Below are 20,378 nucleotides of genomic sequence, written 5' to 3'. Positions count from 1 at the left end.
TAAAATATAATTCTAAAGACTCAAATATAGGGGTATATTTACACATTCCCTCATTGCCTATCTGTGAAATTTATCCTAGAATGATATATAGCATATTATAGGTGATCTTACAATAATTTTAGGGAAAAAATGCAATTTTGACATATGAAATACACTATTCAATCTATTTTTTCGATAAACGGAGGAATTGATGATGAAGGAAATGTTTAGACGGAGAAAGTTGGTCTTTTTTTCTGGGGCTTTTGCATTGATAGTAATGCTAGTTGTACTAGTTCAGGTGTTCAGTCCAGATGTGGAGGCCTCCAATAATAACTATCCGATAAGCATTCTTGAGGTCACTGATCCAACTAGTAGCAGTCTAAGTTCAGGCGGCAGTGAACTGGAAGAAATCAAGAGACTTTCTAATGTCAACGTAGAGACTATGACCATGAAAAAGTTCGTGTCACTGCGTGAGGACTGGGATGGAAAGTACGATGCAATTTACATAGGCCGCGGAAGCTTCAATAAGCAATTGGTTGCAAGCACTGTGAACACTAAAGATACCGACCGGGATAAAGCCCATAATACGCTCGCTGTCCAGAATGATATCACGGGTCTGAAGGCACAAGAAATTATCGATTACTATATCAATAAAGGGCTTTATGTATACTTTCAAGAGGATACCTTTGCAGCTCAGGATAAAGATAAGAATCTTCAAGGGAAACTCTATGCCTCTTTTAATATCTACCGTTCCTCTATGGGTGCAAAGAGTAATGTCATATTTCTCACAGATACTACCCGCAGCAGCCTGATAACCGCAATTAAGACCCGTACTGCACCAACAATAACTGGCCTAATTCGGCGTCCGCTGCTTACAATTTCTAATAAATCAAAGATCAAGAGTTACCTGGCTAATCCTAATGAGACTTATGGACCAGGCGACACCATAACATTCGCAATTAAACTTGATAATGTCCCTAATATTGCTGCCACCCCTGCCAGGGTTCGATTGTATATGAATATGGATTCTTCCATTCCTATGACAGAAGAGCATGTGGTTGCCTCACTTGAGCTGAACTCAACTGAAGGAACGCTCCAATACACACTACCTGATACTTATACCGGACTGCTTTACTGGAAACTGGAGGTCACTGATACCTCAACCAACCTCAAATCCTTTGATAGGGACATCATTCGCTATACTGGCATTAAGCCGGTCATCAATGTTCTTCAGGTCATGCCCTCAGGCCGTTCTGACAGCTCGCTCCGCAATAGTCTTAACATGAATCAGAATTACTTGGATACCAGCAACTATCAGCTTTCTATTTCTACGATGAACGTCGACAGGTTTAATACTTATATCACTGAGCATGCCAAGGATCCACAGCGTGGTCTGAACGGTGTTTATGATATGATCGTCTTCGGTTTTCAGGATATGTATGACCGGGTAACCAATCCAATGCTTTCAAAAGAGGCTGCCCAAGCAGTCTATGATTTCGCTAATACGACAAAACAAAGCATCATGCTCACCCATGATACGATTTTCATTGATGACCCGAACGATTCAAATTTCTGGGGTGATTATTTCCGGATACCCGTTGGACAGACTATAAGAACTTATCTCGGGGGAAATGCAGTAAATACATCCTCCAAGGTTGTTCCAGTCAATAACGGCTTACTAACGCAATATCCTTTTAACCTCAATAATGCAAACAATACCTACTACCCTGTTGCTGATACACATGATCAATTTTTCATGCTGGATCTGGAACGGGCCGATGTAGTACCTTGGTATAACATAAAGAGTGAGTCTGGGAAAACTCAGCGGGATGTTGACGACAGCTATAACCACTTTTACACCTACTCTGTAGGAAGCATTACTTTCTCTGGTACAGGACATAGCAAGAAAGGAGATATTAATAGTAATATCAAATTTCCGGACTGGGAACAAAGGCTTTTCGTCAATACCATGTACAGGGCTTTTGCCGGGGCTAACCATGCACCAGAGATCACAGTGAACTCCCCTGCTGATAGCAGTGTCATCCCGTCCTATGCCAATGAATTACTGGTAGATTACAGCGTAAGAGATTTTGATCTGAATGACCGCAGCCTGAAAACCTCCATTCGCTTTAAAACGGGAGGGAATTACATAGATAATATCGGGGTTAATGATTTGAACCTTCAGTCTGGACGGACCATCAGCCGCTCCTTTACTAATCCGCTTCCGAATGGCGGAGATCTTCAGATTGAAATTAAAGCCTGGGACAGTCATGGTGCGCTGGCAACCAAAACGGTTAACGTAACGATCAAACCGGCCACCTCCAGTCTGATAGCAACACAATCCTTACCCGCAAATATTATTGATGGCCACATTGTAAGGGGGGAACAGGTTGCTGTTACCTATACAATCACTCCAAAACCGATCCCATTCTCCCAAGCCCAGATTACGGAAAATGTCGGCGACAGCCAGATTATTTCTAATGTTATTTTTAAAAACAATCTTCCATCCGGGCTGGAGATTGTTGGATCATCCTCACCGATTAACCAAACAGGCACGGTAGAATCCGGCTATAGCATTACAAAAAAATTAAATGATATCCGTTATACCCTCCAGACTGGAACAAACGGCATTAAGACATTTGTTCCCGCTCCAGGCCAGGAGGTTACTTTCTCAATTACAGTATCTCCGCAAAAAGGCGGGGACTTCACATTGAATTCAGCTACTCTGCAATATGATGAAATTCATGCTACAGCTAACGATTCACTTCTTGGAACCGGAATGGATTATAATCTCATTGTTATCAATAATCAAACAGCTGCTACGATCAATAATCTCTCTATTAAAGGACGGGTGGCTGTAAGCGGCGATGTCGATTTCCGCAATATTAGCGGGGGTGCCACTATTTACGGGGATAACGCTAACGGCGATTATTCTCAGAATGCTCTAGTAGTAGGCGGAAGCTTGTACTATAACAACAATATCACTATCAACGGTAATGCAGTGTACAGCGGTACTTATTATTACAGCGGTGCTGCAGACACCCAGTCTATCAGAGGAAAGGTTGTGAAGGGCTCACCTGTTGACTTCGCTTCGCTTCGGGACCGGATGACGAGTCTCTCAGCCCGACTCGGTAAACTGACCAATAATGGATCAGTAGAATCCGCGTATGGCACAATTAAACTAACAGGCACGGGTGATGCCAAACTATTTGTATTTACCGTTCCGGCTGCTATGGTTGCTTCCGCTTCGAGCTTAAATATCTCTGTCCCATCAGGCTCTACTGTCTTAGTCAACACTGGCTCAGACAGTGATATTGTCAAAATGGCACTCAACACTAATCTCAGCGGAGTCGATGCCGCCCATGTTATTTACAATTTCCCAAGTGCTAAATCATTGGAATTGCACTATACCCTGAAAGGAACATTCTTGGCTCCAAATGCTACTGTCAGTTTTGATAATGGAGAGCTCACGGGTCAGGTAATCGCAGGTTCCGTTACGAAGATGACGACCTTATTGTACTCACCTTTTAGCGGAACAATCCCGGTTAATGATGTCCCTGTCCCTGGCACGGCGGTATTTTCACCAGAGTTAAAACTGCATGCGGCAATCTGGGTTGAGAAAATTACGCTGCCGCCAACAGATATCCTGCTGAATGATAACCCTTTGCGGATTGTTCCTTCAGAAATTTCACCAGCGGATGCGACTAATAAGGTATTAAGCTGGAGTTCAGCCAATCCTTCAATTGTGTCCATTGATCCCATAAGCGGAGATATTACCGGTAATAGAACAGGTTCCGTTGAAATTACAGCTGCAGCTACAGACGGAAGTGGAGTGACAGGAAAAGCTATAATTACCGTCAAGAACCGCAGCCTGAGGATTGAAGGCGGAGATAGTCCGGTCAGACCTGATTCCAATGTCGGGCTTATAGCCATTTATAACACAATCCTGGAGAAGCAAATTACCTATAGCTGGAAGGTTTTTGATGTAAACGGCAAAGATGTGAGTAGCTATATCCAGGCTACCGCTGAGAATGCTACATTTAATGCACCTGTATCCGGAAAGTACAAGGTTCAAGTCTACGTCTCCAGCGACAAGGCTGATCATGTTTCTTCCAGCAAAATCATAACCGTGAAAACTCCGCTTGAGGCACTGACCATTTCGGGCACCGGGAACTCGATACCAACCAAAGGTTCTCTTACTCTTACGGCAATTCTAACACCAGTAAATGCAGACGAGACATCCTTGGAGTGGAGCTTCCTCAATCCGAACGATAGCCAATATGCTGAGCTGAAGCCCATTCCCGGAACGAACCAATGTCAACTGGTAGCAAAAGATGTTCCTAACCATACGGTTCAGGTTATAGTACAAGACAAAACTAGCGGGATCACCAGTCTGCCTTATGCTGTAAATATTACCGGTCTTATTAGTCTCGAATTCAGCCAGTTCAGCCACACCATATATGTCGGTGATCCTGCCTTTAATCTGGCGGATCTGCTATGGACAATACCACGCACCTTTTCCTTGGCATCGATTCTGAATGACTTAACTTGGACTAGCAGTGACCCTGCTGTTGCCTCGTTTGCCAACATCCACACAGGATCAATCACGGGGAACAAAAAAGGTACAGTGACGGTGACAGTCACCTACGCCCCTCCTGGAACAACTGAGGTTAAAGCAAATATCGAAGTGATTGTAAAAAAACGTGAAGCAAACCTTAATGAGGGAGACCTCTACTAATCAACTTTGGGTAAAGATCTTATGTCAAATAAAAAGACCTTCTTAGCTCCGATCGTTACAGAACGGATGAGAAGGTCTTATTTTGTCTTATATCAGCTAACTCTCTTCATCAATTTGTTGGATTCGTATCAGAAGCTCTGGGAGGTACACTTATCAGCCTCATCGGACTGACAGCTATATTCACTTTGCGGACCCGTGGCAGACTGGATTGCTGATCGGTGTAAACCCTGTGATTGTAAATCACCCGAAAACGTTCCCTTGCTCTTGGCTCTGTAACTTGGGGTTCCGAGAAGATCAACTGGCTGGGAAGTACTGCGTCAGGCGGTTCAGATGTATTGCCCAACACCGCATTCACTGTCAAATCTCCTTTTGAGAAAAATCCGCCTTTCAACCAAAATATTGAACCTACCCCATAAAGTTTAGCTTCAGCATCTGTATAAAAAAATGCATTCATTTCATCTGGATCTGCATTGGAAAAGGCATCAATCCGGTTTACCAGCACCGGTCCCTTGGAGATCAGCACTAATTCCTTCTTATCAGTACCCGTTCCTAAGCCGCTAATTACAGCATCCTCCACTGTAGTTCGTCCCAGCACAAGCATCGTAGAATCGAAGGACACGTTGCCTTTAATCTTTACATCACCCGTGACTAGAATGTTTGCTTTTATATATAGTGGATCGAAGTCAGCTTTATTATTTGTAATATCTAGGTTGCCGTCTATCACAATCCATTTTGGAACGGCACCCCTTTTAGCTGTCTCTTCAAAAGTCAGGCCGTAGAAGTCATTCCCCTCAATAGTGAGATTACCGTTAACCCGAAAGGATTGATTCAGGTTCATGAAGGATTGGTGATACGCAAGAAGCTCCCTCTCATACTGATCAAGCCTTGCCAGATAATCTTGATCGCTCTCTTCTTCATCTTGTGCAGGTTTCTCGGGAGGAGAAGTTACTGTCTTGGCATTAATAAGACTCCCTGTCTGAAGCCACTCGGTTAGCTCACCTGTACTTTTTTGGTTAAGTTGTTTCCTCAATGCCTCAGCGGCATTGTCATTTGAAGGCGATGTGGCTTCAACGAGCTTATCAATAAAGGACTCCTCTACATTAATTTGCACAAACTTTTTCTGCTCTTTAATTTTAATCTTGTCCAAACTAATCCCCATGATATCCTTAACGGTTTGTTTCATATCGGAGCTATCAGCCAATATTTTGGCCTCTCCCCCGTTTCCTGAGGAATCAAACACATGGTATTCAATGTCCTTAAGGGACTGAACAAAGACTTCTCCCAGATTCGCAGCATCTATTCCATTAGGCTGTATCTGCGGAAACATTGTTGATTTTTTTAGCCCGGGATCACCCAGATACTTATAATCTGCCCTGTTAGAGATAACCAGCTTATTACCTGCATAAATATTACCTTTCAGCACTGGAGCCCCATTCAGATAGACGTTCTGCTCAGAACCAAAGGCATATTTCAAAAAATCAGGGTAGGTGTCGATCGTAATTCTCTGCTGCAGTGTACGTTGCACTCCATTTACCAGTGCTGAAGCCTCCACATCAATATAGTATTGTCTTAGCTGACTATCGAATTTCTTATCTTTATACTCAATGTAATCAATCATGCCACTGCTGTTAACGCCAAGCTCTGTAGATACATTAAGACCTTTCTTGTCTAACCCGCTTAGAATATTCTCTAGCTTGTCAGGATTAATATCCGTAATTGGGGACAGCTTGGCCTGGATAAACGCGGTGGCCTCATCCAGGCCCTTTTGCGCCAAATGAAGACTTTGCACATCATTCTCCCTGGTCTCTGTCCGTACAGCTCCACCAACAGTCGCACTAAGTACCCCCATCCCAAGAATCGTAAGCAACAGCACGATGAACATTACCAGAACCAGGGCGGAGCCACTCTCGGAACGAAACTGCTGTACTCCAACTCTGTTTCCATCCTCTCGTGAGAGACTTTTCAGCTTAAGAATCAAAGCCTTGCCTTTAGAAACCGAATTGGCTATCCACATGTAGCTCCTCCTCCTCTGATGCTCCACCTTTATAATTTAACTTAAGCTGGATTCGCACCAATCCGGATTCATATAATGCATTAAGATTGGACCTATCCTCATCTACCTTAGTAACTGCTATGGTTGACCCTGCTAATGCTGAGTCCAAATGAAGTGCCGCCGTGCTTCCCGGACCAATCCTTGAGTCCCCAATTTGAATATCATCGCCGTCAACCTGAATACGCAGCGGATCACTATCAGTTCTCAATAGCATAATTCCTGAATTCGTACTCTGAATTTCCTCAGGTCCATAGGTATATAGCTGTGTAATAATTGAAGACATCACAAGATCAGCTTCATCACGCAATCTATTTTCCACCGTAATTTTATGATAGCTTCGGAAACCAAACGTAGTCACGGAGCCAATGATTCCGGCCACAATGGCAAATAGACTGATGGCAGCGATCAGTTCAATTAGAGTAAAACCATTCTCGCGCTCAGCTGTATTAGCGAATCTCTTCATTGCTGATATATCCCTCCACCTCTACGGGTGCTGATAGGCTTCCCCCGGAATCACGGGTAACCACTACCTTGACTGGAAGCAAGTAGTTTCGTAAATCATTTTCACCTGTATTTACATCTAGCCCCTTTTGATAAATAACATCAATACTGTAATCCGTTCCATTTACTTTGGGGTGTAGTACATGAGACAGGGTTTCCGTGTTAAACGCCTTACGGTAAGCGGCTCCCTCATCACTGATAGCATCACCACAGTCTCCAATCTTGCAAACATCAGCAGAAAGTCTTTCTGTTGTATCTCTGAAAAACTCCACCGTCTTATCAAAATCCTGCTTCTCCATATAAAACAAAGCGTTCCGCGCCAGATTGACCATGATCGTCTTGTTCTGGTTGGACTTGGAATAGGTCATGGCATTGGTAAAATAAGAAGTCAGCACCAGGGACACTATCGACAAAATGACGATGGCGGCCAGCACCTCGATCAAGGTGAAGCCCGCTTCCTTGCTCCGCTCGCGGCTGCGGTTCCATGGGTCTTTCCAGGACATTGTGTTCGCTCCCTATACTCTATTAGATTCAATTATGGGCTTATCTGTGTCTTCAGTCCTGTGTCCTTGCGTGTTTCTATGAATCTTTCTACCTACTTCCATTATATTCTTTCTCCTCCGGCAGCAGCAATGCTTGCGGACAATAAATCTGGAGAAATCTACAGTTTATATCAGGTAGGGGCTGTGCTATCATGTGGGCAGAAAGGGGATACGTAAATGGCTTTGATTGAATGTAAATTTTATTCGGAGGTGCTGGGGCTCAGTACTTCGATGACTGTCATTCTGCCGCAGCAGACCACTACGCAGATCGGAATGAGCAATGTCTCCAAAGGAACCTTACACCCCACCCTGTACCTGCTGCACGGCCTGTCTGACGATGATTCGATCTGGCTGCGCCGGACCTCGATTGAGCGTTATGTAGCGGAGCTGGGTATCGCTGTTGTTATGCCGCAGGTCCACCGCAGCTTCTATACGGATATGGAGGCGGGCGGCAAGTACTGGACCTTCATCAGTGAGGAGTTGCCAGCGCTGGCCCGTTCCTTCTTCCCTTTGTCAGCCAAGCGCGAGGATAACTTCGTGGCGGGATTGTCGATGGGCGGATACGGGGCGATGAAGCTGGGACTGCGCAAGCCGAAGGATTGGGCCGCTGCCGCAAGTTTGTCGGGAGCACTCGATATGGCACATAATTTCTTGGACTTTGAAGATCCATCGCAGAAAACCAAGGATTATTTGCAGATTTTTGGGGACAAGGACATTGCGGGCACTCCGGAAGATCTGCTCTGGCTGCTTGAGGAAGTGAACCGCTCCAAAGGGCCGAAGCCGCTGCTCTATCAGTGCTGTGGAACCGAGGATTTCCTCTATGAGGACAATCAGGTCTTCCGTAAGGCCTGCTCCAAGACCAAGCTGTCTCTGACCTATGAAGAGGGGCCGGGCGAGCATGAGTGGGGATACTGGGATGCCAAGATCCGCGATGTGCTGAAGTGGCTGCCGCTAAGCAAGTAGAATCATCCAGATTGTAAGCGGATACGGGTCATTTCCATAAGCTTCTATCTGGGGTGCGGAGAATATAAGATTACCTCTCGAAAAAAAGACTGTCCTACCGCATCTAACCGATGCTGAGTAGAGACAGTCTTTCGTTTAAAATATAAGAATTTATATGTTGCACACGATAACTTATACTTCTATTTCTCGCTGAAACGGTACCGTCCTTTAAAAGGACGGCAATGCCGTTTCCACTTATCCGCTAGTTTCGCCTTCAGGCTCCACCAGGCTTACTCCGCAGCATGTCCATGCTGCTTCACCCATTCACCCGCAGCAACCAGGTCCGCTTCGGCCCGCCCGATGGCAGCCTGTACCTGAACCGTGGCGGTACCGCCGTAGACATTACGGGCGTTCACCACGGCCTCCGGCTGGAGCACCGCATAGATCTGGTCGTCGAACAGCGGCGAGAACTGCTTGAATTCGTCCAGCGTCAGATCCAGCAGGAACTTGCCCTCGTTGATGCAATACAGGACGGTCTTGCCGATCACCTCATGCGCCTGACGGAACGGCAGGCCTTTGCCTACCAGGAAGTCGGCGATATCGGTCGCATTGGAAAAGTCCGTATTCACCGCTTCGCGCATCCGCGCCTTGTTCACCTTCATGGTGGAGATCATCGGTGCGAACAGCTGCAAGGCCCCTGTAAGGGTAGCAACGGTATCGAACATGCCTTCCTTGTCTTCCTGCATGTCCTTGTTATAGGCCAGCGGCAGCGACTTCAGCACGGTCAGGAGTCCGATCAGGTTGCCGTAGACACGGCCTGTTTTGCCGCGTACCAGCTCCGGCACATCCGGGTTCTTCTTCTGCGGCATGATGCTGCTGCCGGTACAGAAGGCATCGTCCAGCTCCACGAAGCTGAATTCGGTGCTGCTCCACAGTACCAGCTCTTCGCTGAGCCGGGACAGGTGAGTCATCACGAGCGATGCATTCGCCAGGAACTCCACGATGAAGTCGCGGTCACTGACCGCGTCGAGACTGTTCTCATAGACGCCATCGAAGCCAAGCTGTTCAGCCACGAAGTGGCGGTCGATCGGGAACGTCGTTCCCGCCAGCGCCCCAGCGCCCAGCGGCAGCACGTTAATCCGCTTGTAGCTGTCGGTCAGGCGCTCCGCATCGCGGCGGAACATCGACACGTAGGCCAGCAGATGATGCGCGAACAGAATCGGCTGTGCCCGCTGCAAGTGAGTATATCCTGGAACGATAGTCTCCAGGTTATCCTTGGCCTGCCCGATTAGCGCACCCTGCAGCTCATGCAGCAGCGCTACCAGCTCCACCACGCGGTTACGCAGGTAGAGGTGCATATCTGTAGCCACCTGATCGTTACGGCTGCGTCCGGTGTGCAGCTTGCCGCCGACCGGGCCGATCTCTTCGATCAGGTTCTTTTCAATATTCATGTGGATATCTTCATCAGCAACCGAGAACACAATCTCCCCCGCACGTACCTTGTCCAGTACCTTCGTGAGCCCGTTCTTGATCGTCTCGACATCCTCCTGCGGCAGAATTCCGCATTTGCCCAGCATCGTGACATGTGCCAGACTGCCCTGCACATCCTCTTCCGCCAGCACTTTATCAAATTCGATAGAAGCCGTATATTCCTCTACCAGCTTGTTCGTCCCTTTGGTAAAACGTCCGCCCCACAGCTTACTCACCAGTTGTTCCTCCTTGATAGACGTTAGAAGGGCCGCCCCTGTCCGGTTGGGAGGAACGGCCTTCTTGTGCCCGCTTTTATAGTCCTACTTATTTATTGGATTCCGCTACGCCTGCCGATACCTTCAGACGAAGGGCATTCAGACGGATGAAGCCGGTCGCATCGCCCTGGTCATAGGCCTGGGTAGGATCTGCCTCCATGGTGGCGATATCCGGGTTGTACAGGCTGACCGGACTCTTGACGCCGGCGCCGATGATGTTGCCCTTGTAGAGCTTCACGCGTACCGTACCGGTCACGTTCTTCTGGCTCTCCTTCACCAGGGCCTGCATCGCAATCCGCTCCGGTGCGAACCAGAAGCCGTTATATACCAGCGTACTGTAACGGGTGATCAGGCTGTCACGCAGGTTCATCACTTCACGGTCCATGGTGATCGATTCCATTTTGCGGTGAGCGGTGAACAGAATGGTTCCGCCCGGAGTCTCATACACACCACGGCTCTTCATGCCGACAAAACGGTTCTCGACCATATCCACGCGTCCAATCCCATGCTTGCCGCCCAGCTCATTTAGCTTCTCCATCACTTGCAGCGGGGATAACGCTTCGCCGTTCAGCGCTACGCAGTCACCCTTCAGGAAGTCCAGCTCCAGGTACTCGGCTTCATCCGGAGCATCCTCCGGAGCATTGGAGAGCAGGAACATTTCCTTGTTCTCCGGTGCGCTTGGATCGAACCACGGATCTTCCAGCACGCCGCTCTCATAGCTGATATGCAGCAGGTTGCGGTCCATCGAATACGGCTTGGCCGCAGAGGCTTGTACCGGAATACCGTTGGCTTCGGCGTAAGCGATCATCTCGGCACGGCCCGGGAACTGGTTGCGGAACTCTTCCAGGCGCCAAGGCGCGATTACCTTAATGCTCGGCGATAATGCCGCAGCGTTCAGCTCGAAGCGTACCTGGTCATTCCCTTTACCTGTAGCTCCATGGGCAATGGCTGTTGCGCCTTCGGCGATAGCGATATCGACCATGCGCTTGGCGATCAGCGGACGGGCAATGCTGGTGCCCAGCAGATATTGTCCCTCATAGAGTGCGCCCGACTGGAACATCGGGTAGATGAAGTCATTCGCGAACTCGTCGCGCAGATCATCGATGTAGACTTTGGATGCGCCGGTAGCGAGTGCTTTTTCCTCGAGACCGTCCAATTCTTCCTTTTGACCAATATCCGCTGTAAAAGCAATAATCTCCGCATCATACGTTTCTTTCAGCCACTTCAGAATGACTGAGGTATCCAGCCCGCCGGAATAGGCGAGTACAATTTTTTCTTTTGGCATGGGGTGTTTAGCTTCCTTTCGGTGTGGAGGGTGATAAGATCAACTTCGGCTTTAAAAACGGGTTTTGAACGTCACTACAGAGAATATTTGGACTTCCGGCCGCTGTTGTCTACAGATTTCTTGATTTGTACCGCTATTCGCGGATGAAATCGTAGACAAAGGCGGACGCTAACGCTCCTACAGTTCCAAAATTCCCTTCAGATCCTCCCCAACCCTCTTATTAAAGTTCCCGTTGATCTTATATATGTGTTGTGTATATAAAATTAAATACTTTACCCCAGCGCCTTGCTGGGGGTGGTGCGCTACATCTAGCCCATCAAAGCCGCCATAAGCGCCTTCTGCGCATGCAGGCGGTTCTCCGCCTGATCGAAGATCACGGAGTTCGGGCCGTCGATAACGCCGGTGCTGACCTCTTCCTCCCGGTGGGCCGGCAGGCAGTGTAAGAACAGATAATCGCTCTTCGCGCCTTTCACCAGCTCCTCGTTGACCTGATAGTCCTTGAACGCCGCTTCACGCGCCAGCTGCTCGGCCTCGAAGCCCATGCTCGCCCAGACATCCGTGTAGATGACATCTGCGTCCTGTACTGCCTCCTGCGGGCTGCGGGTCACAGTGATGACTGAGCCTGTCTCCTTGGCGATCTCACGCGCCTCAGCCACGACTGCCTCGTCCGGCTCGTAGCCTTCCGGTCCAGCGATAGAGACATGCACACCCAGCTTGGCGCCGCCGATCAGCAGAGAATGGGCCATATTATTGCCGTCGCCGATGTACGCCAGCTTCAGGCCTTTCAGCTTGCCCTTGTGCTCGTATACAGTCTGGTAGTCCGCCAGCACCTGGCAGGGATGCGCAAGATCGCTGAGGCCGTTGATTACGGGAACTGAGGCATAGCGCGCCAAATCTTCCACTTTATCATGGCCGAACGTACGGATCATGATACCGTCCAGATAACGCGACATGACCTGGGCCGTATCACCAACCGTCTCGCCGCGGCCCAGCTGGATATCATTTTTGCTCAGGAAAAGTGCATGTCCGCCCAGCTGATACATCCCCACTTCGAACGACACCCGGGTACGGGTAGAGGATTTCTCAAAAATAAGGCCGATCGTCTTCCCCAGCAACGGCTGGTAGACTTCACCGTTCTTCTGCTTGCGCTTCAGCTCAATCGCGAGGTCGATCAAATACGTGATCTCCTCCGGGCTGTAATCATTCAGCTCCAGCAAATCACGGCCTTTGAGCTGTGCGGCAATTGCATCTGTAGCGCTTGGTGTAACCTGACTCATCAATTTGCCTCCCCGCTTACTTTGTTAGCATAAGTATGAATTAGTTCCGATAGGATGTCCACCGCCTGATCAATCTCATCGGTGCTTACATATAGATTAGGCAGCAGCCGAATGACATTCGGTCCGGCCTGAACGAACAGCAGTCCGCGCTTCTGTCCGGCAAGCACGATCTCGGCCACCGGCTCCTCGCATTCGATGCCGATCAGCAGGCCTTTGCCGCGAATCTCCTTCACAAAAGAAGTATCCGCCAGCTTCGCTCTCAGCTGTCCGCTTAAGTAATCGCCCATCTCCGCCGCCCGCTCGGGCAGCTTATCTTCAAGCATGGTCTCAATGGTCGCTTCCATCACCGCTGCCGCCAGCGGGGTGCCGCCGAAGGTGCTGGCATGGCTGCCCGGGCTGAAAGCCTCGCGCAGATAGCCTTTGCCGAGCATCACACCGGCCGGGAAGCCGCTCGCTACCCCTTTGGCCAAGGTGAAGATATCCGGCTCAATGCCGTAATGCTGATGAGCAAACAGCTTGCCCGTACGGCCCATGCCGGTCTGCACTTCATCCACGATCAACAGCAGCCCGTGCTCCTTGCACAGCGCAACAACAGCATCCAGGAACTCCTGCTGTACCTCAAGCACACCGCCCTCGGCCAGCACCATCTCCAGCATGATCGCTGCCGTATGTTCAGTAATGGCGCCTTTCAACGCGTCCAGATCATGCAGCGGCACCGTCTTGAAGCCCGCCGGAAGCGGCAGGAAGCCTTCCTTGACCTTGGCCTGCCCAGTGGCTGTCAGTGTAGCCAGCGTGCGTCCATGGAAGGACTGCTCGAACGTAATAACCTCGTAACGGTCTGTACCCTGCACCTTCTGATGATACCGGCGCGCCAGCTTGATGGCCGCTTCATTCGCTTCCGCCCCGCTGTTGCAGAAGAAGACCTGATCCGCACAGCTATTCTCTGTCAGCAGCGCAGCTACCCGGTCCTGGCCCGGAATGTGGAACAGGTTCGAGACATGCCACAGCGTATCAATCTGCTCCTTCAGCTTCGCGCCGACCTTCTCCGGCGCATGGCCCAGACTCGTTACCGCAAGTCCGCACATGAAGTCCAGATACTTGTTACCCTGCTCATCCCATACCCAGCTGCCTTTGCCTTTGACCAGACTAATATCATATCTGCTGTATGACGGGAATACCGCACTCAGCTTGGCAGGAGCGGCCCCCTGTCCGTTCGTTCCTGCTGAACGCTCCTGCGGCGCCCCTGTCAAAGAATTCTTGTCCGTTTGCGTAAGCTCACTCATTCTTAGTCACTCTCCCACCATGCTGCTGCCGGCTACCCGTCAGCGCGTCTAATTTTCACTTGTCACTCTACCTGAAAATCCAACTCATTATTCTATCCATGCCCCGGTTTCTGCACATCTGTTATCTTACAATCCGCGTCCCCAGCGCCTCGCCCTTCAGCACCCGGCTGAGTACACGCGGCTCTTTGCCGTCTACAATAATAACCTCGGACACCTGACCCTGGATGCAGTCCATCGCGGCACGCACCTTGGGAATCATTCCGCCGTAGATTTCACCATTCTCAATCAGCGCTTCGATCTGCTCCACTGTTACGGAAGGAAGCACGACCTTCTCCCCGTCCACCGTCCGCATAATGCCCGGCACATCCGTAACCACGATCATGCTCGGTGACCCTATATAAGAAGCCACCGCCCCGGCGGCGGTATCTGCATTGATGTTGTACCGCTGGCCTTCGCCATCTACGCCCACTGGTGCAATAACCGGAATATAGCCCATCGCGAGGATACCCGTCACAATCTCCGCCTGGACTCCGCTTACCTCTCCCACCAGACCGACTTCCTGATGATTGGCCACCGGACGAGCCGTAATCAGGTTGCCGTCAACGCCCGACAACCCGAGTGCCTGCCCCCCGCTGGCCTGAATTCGGCGGACAATCGCCTTGTTGATGCTGCCGGACAGGGTCATCTCGACCACATCCAGCACCTCTTCCGTCGTTACCCGCAGGCCGTTCACGAACCGGCTCTCAATGCCGAGCTTCTCCAGATTGCCGGAGATCGCCGGGCCGCCGCCATGCACGATTACAGGCTGAGTCCCGCTGACCTGAAGCTCACGCAAATCCTCGAAGAACGAATCCGGCAGCGCCGCCAGCGTACTCCCCCCGCATTTCATTACGAACAGCCCGGCGGCCCCCGCCTGCGCCTGAGGCTCTATCGGTTCTACTGTCATCTCCCTGCCCCCTCTGTACCAGCTTCTACACGCCTCTGCACAGATTACGTGCGGTAAGCCGCGTTAATCCGCACATAATCATAAGTCAGGTCACAGCCCCAGGCTGTAGCCTGCCCGCTGCCGTCTGACAAGGTTACCGTGATCAGCACGGTATCGCTTTTTTGCAGATAATGCAGTGCCTGCTCCTCATCAAAAGCCACCGGACGCGAGCCGCGCAGCACCTCGATCTCACCCAGCTTAATATCCACCCGCTCCGGTGAAACCGGAACGCCTGCACGTCCTACAGCCGCAATAATCCGCCCCCAGTTGGCATCCGCGCCGAAGATCGCCGACTTCACCAGGCTTGAGCCGACCACGGTCTTGGCAATCGCCGCCGCAGCCTCATCATGCACCGCCCCGCTCACCTGCACCTCAATCAGCTTCGTGGCCCCTTCGCCGTCACGGGCAATCGCCTTCGCCAGACTCTGGCACACATGAGTGAACGCCGCTGCAAAAGCTTCCCAGTCCGCATGCAGACGCGTCAGCTTCTCATTGCCCGCAAGTCCGCTGGCCATCGTGACCAGCATATCGTTCGTACTGGTGTCACCATCCACTGTAATCATATTAAAAGTAGAATTAGTAGCTGTGCGCAGCAGGCTGAGCAGATCCTCGCCATCAATGAGCACATCAGTGGTCATGAAGCCCAGCATCGTCGCCATGTTCGGGTGAATCATCCCGGAACCCTTCGCCGCACCGGCAATAATAACCTCAGTACCGCCTACCGTTACTTTTACACAGCTTTCTTTTTTAACCAGATCGGTGGTTAGAATCGCCTGGCTGAATTCCTCCGCACCGGCAGCGCCTGCGTCCATCTTCTCCGGCAGTCCGGCAATCCCGCTGCGCACACAATCCATCTTCAGCAGTTCCCCGATCACACCTGTGGAAGCGACAGCGACATCCGTCTCATTCACGCCCAAATAACGGGCAGCAGCCGCACGCATCTCATACGCATCCGCCTCGCCCTGGTCCCCTGTACAGGCATTGGCATTGCCGCTGTTCACGATCACCGCCTGCAGCGTCCCGTCCGCCAGACTCTCTCGCGTAACCTTCAGCGGAGCCGCCTGAAACACATTGGTCGTATACACCGCAGCCGCCGTAGCCGGCACCTCACAGAGAATCGCGGCAAGGTCATTGCGCTCTGTTTTTTTGAGACCGCAGTGCAGGCCGCCAGAAGTGAAGCCCTTAGGTGCAGTAATGCTCCCGCCTTCTACGACGGTATATAGTGGTTGCTCACTCATGATATTGTTTGACCGCTTGCACTTATGGATACACTGGTGTGTAACCAAGCCCGCGGGTTTCCTCCCATCCCATCATCAAATTGAGGTTCTGAATCGCTTGCCCTGCGGCGCCCTTAACGATATTGTCGATAACCGACACAATAGTAACCCGTCCGGTACGCGCGTCTGTGGCGAAGCCGATATCGCAATAATTCGATCCGCTGACTTCCTTCGTTGCCGGAACCACTCCGGGTTCACGCACCCGCACATACGGCCTGCCTGCATAATAGTTACGGTATAATTCCACCAGTTCCTGTTCGCTATGTTCACCAATCATCCCGGCATACATCGTGCTCATAATCCCCCGGGTCATCGGCACCAGATGCGTAGTGAACGTTACCGTGACCTTTTCCCCCGCAATATCGGTCAGCACCTGCTCAATTTCCGGAATGTGCTGATGTTTGTTGATTTTGTAGGCTTTGAAGTTCTCATTGATCTCGGCAAAATGTACCATCAGGCTCGTTCCGCGCCCTGCCCCGGACACCCCGGATTTCGCATCAATAATGATACTATCCGGCTTGATCCAGCCTGCCGCAAGCGCCGGAATCAGCCCCAGCAGCGTAGCTGTCGGGTAACAGCCCGGGTTCGAGATGAAGTCCACTCCGGCCGCACGTTCGCCGTACACCTCACATAAACCGTATACCGCCTGCTTAAGATAAGCTTCCGGAGGAGCCGGGTGCTTATACCACTGCTCATACTCCGCGCCATCCTTCAGCCGGAAGTCCCCGGACAGATCGACAACCTTGAGTCCTGCCGCAAGCAGCCCCGGCACCAGCTTCGCACTCACTCCCGAAGGGGTAGCAGTGAATACAACATCCGCCCGGCTTGCAATCTCTGCTGCATCTACGCCATCCAGCTTACGCTGCACCACTCCCGTCAAATGCGGAAAACCCTCCTCAATCGGCGCACCCGCACTCGAAGAGGAAATCACTGAAGTAATCTCTATATCAGGGTGGCCCTGCAGCAGCCTGATCAGCTCCACGCCCCCATAACCTGTTGATCCGACAATTGCCGCTCTCAGCTTGCCTGTCACTGTCATCCCCGCTTCCCGTTTCTCATTTCTATCATTATCGCCTGACTTGAACCGTTCTGCAAATATGTATTATTATACGACCGAATTAATATAAATACAACATGTTACGTTAACTTTATTCAGGCAAAAAGAAAAGCGCAGAGCCCCTATGGGAGCCTACGCTTCTCTTTTAAACCCTTCGCCCAGCACTTCGTGAGCCTCTGTAATAATCACAAAAGCACCCGGGTCCACCGAGCGGACAATCGCCTTCAGCCTGGTAATTTCATTCTGGCCTACTACGACCATCAGCACCGTACGGTTGTCACCGGTATAGCCGCCTTGCGCATTCAGCTTGGTCAGCCCGCGGTCCAGATCATTCAGAATCGCCTGCGAGATATCCTCAGTCTGATCCGAGATGATATAAGCAACCTTCGTGGTGCTGAAGCCCACCTCCAGCGCGTTGATCACCCTGCCCGTGACGAACAGCCCGATCAGTGCATACATCGCCTGCTCCATCCCCAGCACAAAAGCCGCCAAGGTAATCACCGTACCATCCAGCAGCACGACAGACAGCGAGAAGCTGAAGCCGGTTAGCTTTTGAATAATCTGCGCCGCAATGGTCAGTCCGCCTGTAGAGCCGCGCCCCCGGAAGACGAGGCCCAGGCCGAGGCCCACACCAATTCCTCCATAGATAGAGGCCAGAAGCGGATTCGTGGTCGGCACAGGCCCGTCCTTCGTCAGGAAAATAAACAGCGGCAGCACAAAGCTGCCCAGCAGAGAGCGGATGCCGTACTGTTTACCGAGGAAGATCACGCCGAGAATGAAGAGCGGAATATTAAGCGCCCACTGGGTAAAAGCAGGCTCTGCCCCAAACCAGGCCTCCGCCAGTACCGACAGCCCCGACACCCCGCCGGAAGCAATCCGGTTCGGGAGGAAGAACAGATTGAACGCCAGCCCTGTGATCAGCGAGCCGATTAGAATTAGCGCAATATCCACCGTATGACGCAGCGGCCCGTTCAGGGGGATAAGCGGAGGTTTGTTGCGTGAATTGATTTTTTGCATCGCTATAGCCTGCTCCTTTATGTTCAGAAAAAAATCCCTACACCTCCGAAGACGCGTAGGAATGTGATTACCTTTATTCAGCTTCCGTTTTAATCTGGCTCCGCAGATACCCGTCAATGAACCCGTCCAGATCGCCGTCCATGACTGCACCAACGTTGCCGGTCTCTACCGAAGTGCGGTGATCCTTCACCATGCTGTATGGATGGAACACATAGGAACGAATCTGGCTGCCCCAGGCAATCTCGGATTGTTCTCCGCGGATCTCGTCCAGATGTGCCTGCTGCTCCTGAATTTTGCGCTCATAGAGCTTGGATCGCAGCATCTTCATTGCCTGCTCCCGGTTCTTGATCTGTGAACGCTCGTTCTGACAGGTGACCACCACACCGGTTGGCATATGCGTAATCCGCACCGCCGAATCGGTAGTATTGATGTGCTGACCGCCCGCGCCGCTGGCCCGGTACGTATCAATCTTCAGGTCTTCCGTACGGATATCCACCTCAACGTCGTCTGCAATCTCCGGTACCACATCGCAGGATACGAAGGAAGTATGCCGTCTGCCTGAGGAGTCAAAAGGCGAAATGCGCACCAGCCGGTGCACGCCCTTCTCTGCCTTGAGGTACCCATATACATTGTGGCCCTTAATTAACAAAGTTACACTCTTGATTCCCGCTTCATCGCCCGGCAGATAATCCAGTACATCTACCTTGAAGCCCCGCTTCTCCGCCCAGCGTGTGTACATGCGCAACAGCATCTGGCCCCAGTCCTGAGACTCGGTACCGCCAGCCCCCGGATGCAGCTCCAGAATGGCATTCAGCTTATCGTAAGGCTGATTGAGCAGCAGCTGCAGCTCAAACTCATCCACTCGGGCGCTTATGCTGCGGATCGTTCCGGCTGTCTCTTCCGCCAGTTCGTCGTCGCCTTCCTCATCGGCCAGCTCCGCCATCATGGCAGCATCATCATAGTCCTGCTGCAGCTTCTCGAATTGGTCAACCACCGATTTCACGGCATTCATCTCGCCAATCACGCTCTGCGCCTGATCGGAATCATCCCAGAACCCGGGAGCCGCCATCTTCTCTTCGAAGTTCGCTATCATCTCCAGCTTCAGGTCTAAGTCAAAGTGACCCCCTAAGGTTGGTTAATTTCTTGCCCATTTCACGCAGGTCCTGCTTCACATTAGGATCGATCAATTGGATCACATCACCTTTCAAATTAAAATATTGCGCCGGGCTGCCGGTTTGGGCTCACCGGCATGGACGGGCATCTATGCTGCTGTTGCTTCGCTTCATCAGCCCCATGGCCAGGTGTACGCCGTAACTGCGGGGAATGTTTGGACTTCCGGCCGCTGTTAGGATTGAATTTCCTCATTCAAACTGCTCATCGCAGTAGAAATTCAATCCTAAAGGCGGACGCTGACGCTCCTACAGTTCCAAACTTCCCCTCCGTTACTTCCACCTCAGCCATAAAACATCCCGAAGCTCCCGCCCTGACGCACAGCTGTGCGTCCCATACCACTTCAAGCCCAAAAAAGCAGCCGGGCCGCAAACGGGGGAGTCCCCCGGGCCCAGCCGCTTTTTATTGTCATTATAACCTAAGTGCCCGTGAACAAAACCGGAAGAGCCGTGTGGTGAAAGGTATTCGCAGCTTCATGTCTGCTCATTATTTCACCGGTTACTACCAGAACCCGGCCGTAACTCTGT

Annotated in this window: 14 protein-coding genes; 2 read left to right on the top strand and 12 right to left on the bottom strand. The window is 51.0% G+C overall.

From position 1 onward, the window contains the following. Window positions 1–190: 190 nt before the first annotated feature. On the top strand, window positions 191–4,717 hold the full coding sequence (locus NST04_RS06665) for a DUF5057 domain-containing protein (RefSeq protein ID WP_341183653.1): 4,527 nt from the start codon (window positions 191–193) through the stop codon (window positions 4,715–4,717). Window positions 4,718–4,826: 109 nt separating this feature from the next. Here NST04_RS06665 and NST04_RS06660 read toward each other — a convergent pair whose 3' ends face one another. From NST04_RS06660 to NST04_RS06650, 3 genes are read right to left on the bottom strand one after another with little or no spacing between them, the layout of a single operon-like run. Further along, on the bottom strand, window positions 4,827–6,731 hold the full coding sequence (locus NST04_RS06660) for a hypothetical protein (protein WP_341183652.1): 1,905 nt from the start codon (window positions 6,729–6,731) through the stop codon (window positions 4,827–4,829). Beyond that, window positions 6,706–7,233 carry a PulJ/GspJ family protein gene (locus tag NST04_RS06655; RefSeq protein WP_341183651.1) on the bottom strand — a complete coding sequence of 176 codons (528 nt, stop codon included), beginning with the start codon at window positions 7,231–7,233 and terminating at the stop codon, window positions 6,706–6,708. Before NST04_RS06655 ends, NST04_RS06660 begins: the two co-directional genes overlap by 26 nt. Then, the gene (locus NST04_RS06650) at window positions 7,217–7,774 is read right to left on the bottom strand and encodes a type IV pilus modification PilV family protein (RefSeq protein ID WP_341183650.1); all 558 of its coding nucleotides are present in this window, start codon (window positions 7,772–7,774) and stop codon (window positions 7,217–7,219) included. The genes NST04_RS06655 and NST04_RS06650 overlap by 17 nt, the downstream gene beginning before the upstream one ends. A 216-nt stretch (window positions 7,775–7,990) precedes the next feature. On the opposite strand from NST04_RS06650, the gene NST04_RS06645 reads away from it, so the two are divergent. Next, window positions 7,991–8,776 (top strand): alpha/beta hydrolase, encoded by a 786-nt coding sequence (locus NST04_RS06645; protein ID WP_341183649.1) that lies wholly within the window; start codon window positions 7,991–7,993, stop codon window positions 8,774–8,776. A gap of 269 nt (window positions 8,777–9,045) precedes the next feature. Here the strand turns inward: NST04_RS06645 and argH are convergent, their stop codons facing one another. The 9 genes from argH to prfB form a co-directional block, all read right to left on the bottom strand. Beyond that, window positions 9,046–10,461, bottom strand: a complete 1,416-nt coding sequence (argH, locus tag NST04_RS06640) for an argininosuccinate lyase (protein ID WP_341183648.1) — start codon at window positions 10,459–10,461, stop codon at window positions 9,046–9,048. 88 nt (window positions 10,462–10,549) lie between these two features. After that, entirely contained in the window at window positions 10,550–11,785 is a 1,236-nt protein-coding gene (locus tag NST04_RS06635) for an argininosuccinate synthase (protein WP_036694693.1), read from the bottom strand. A gap of 308 nt (window positions 11,786–12,093) precedes the next feature. Next, a complete protein-coding gene (argF, locus tag NST04_RS06630; protein WP_341183647.1) occupies window positions 12,094–13,062 on the bottom strand; it encodes an ornithine carbamoyltransferase in 969 nt (322 codons plus the stop codon). Then, the gene (locus tag NST04_RS06625) at window positions 13,062–14,345 is read right to left on the bottom strand and encodes an aspartate aminotransferase family protein (RefSeq protein WP_341183646.1); all 1,284 of its coding nucleotides are present in this window, start codon (window positions 14,343–14,345) and stop codon (window positions 13,062–13,064) included. Before NST04_RS06625 ends, argF begins: the two co-directional genes overlap by 1 nt. A 121-nt stretch (window positions 14,346–14,466) precedes the next feature. Beyond that, complete coding sequence (gene argB / locus NST04_RS06620) at window positions 14,467–15,291, bottom strand: acetylglutamate kinase (RefSeq protein WP_341183645.1); 825 nt, start codon at window positions 15,289–15,291, stop codon at window positions 14,467–14,469. A gap of 44 nt (window positions 15,292–15,335) precedes the next feature. Next, window positions 15,336–16,568, bottom strand: coding sequence for a bifunctional ornithine acetyltransferase/N-acetylglutamate synthase (argJ, locus tag NST04_RS06615; RefSeq protein WP_341183644.1), 1,233 nt, complete (start codon window positions 16,566–16,568; stop codon window positions 15,336–15,338). 22 nt (window positions 16,569–16,590) lie between these two features. Further along, complete coding sequence (gene argC / locus NST04_RS06610) at window positions 16,591–17,646, bottom strand: N-acetyl-gamma-glutamyl-phosphate reductase (protein WP_445667874.1); 1,056 nt, start codon at window positions 17,644–17,646, stop codon at window positions 16,591–16,593. A 150-nt stretch (window positions 17,647–17,796) separates the two neighbouring features. Further along, window positions 17,797–18,681, bottom strand: coding sequence for a YitT family protein (locus NST04_RS06605; protein WP_036694686.1), 885 nt, complete (start codon window positions 18,679–18,681; stop codon window positions 17,797–17,799). 73 nt (window positions 18,682–18,754) lie between these two features. Beyond that, window positions 18,755–19,832, bottom strand: a protein-coding gene (prfB, locus tag NST04_RS06600) for a peptide chain release factor 2 (protein ID WP_341185194.1) whose coding sequence is annotated in 2 segments (ribosomal slippage) — window positions 18,755–19,795 and window positions 19,797–19,832 — 1,077 coding nt in all. Because the reading frame shifts where the segments join, the coding sequence is not laid out codon by codon here. Window positions 19,833–20,378 lie beyond the last annotated feature (546 nt).

The organism is Paenibacillus sp. FSL H7-0756 (assembly GCF_038006765.1).
GTDB lineage: Bacteria > Bacillota > Bacilli > Paenibacillales > Paenibacillaceae > Paenibacillus_AQ.
Note: the sequence above shows the minus strand (reverse complement) of the source record. Positions and strands in the feature narration are given on the sequence as shown.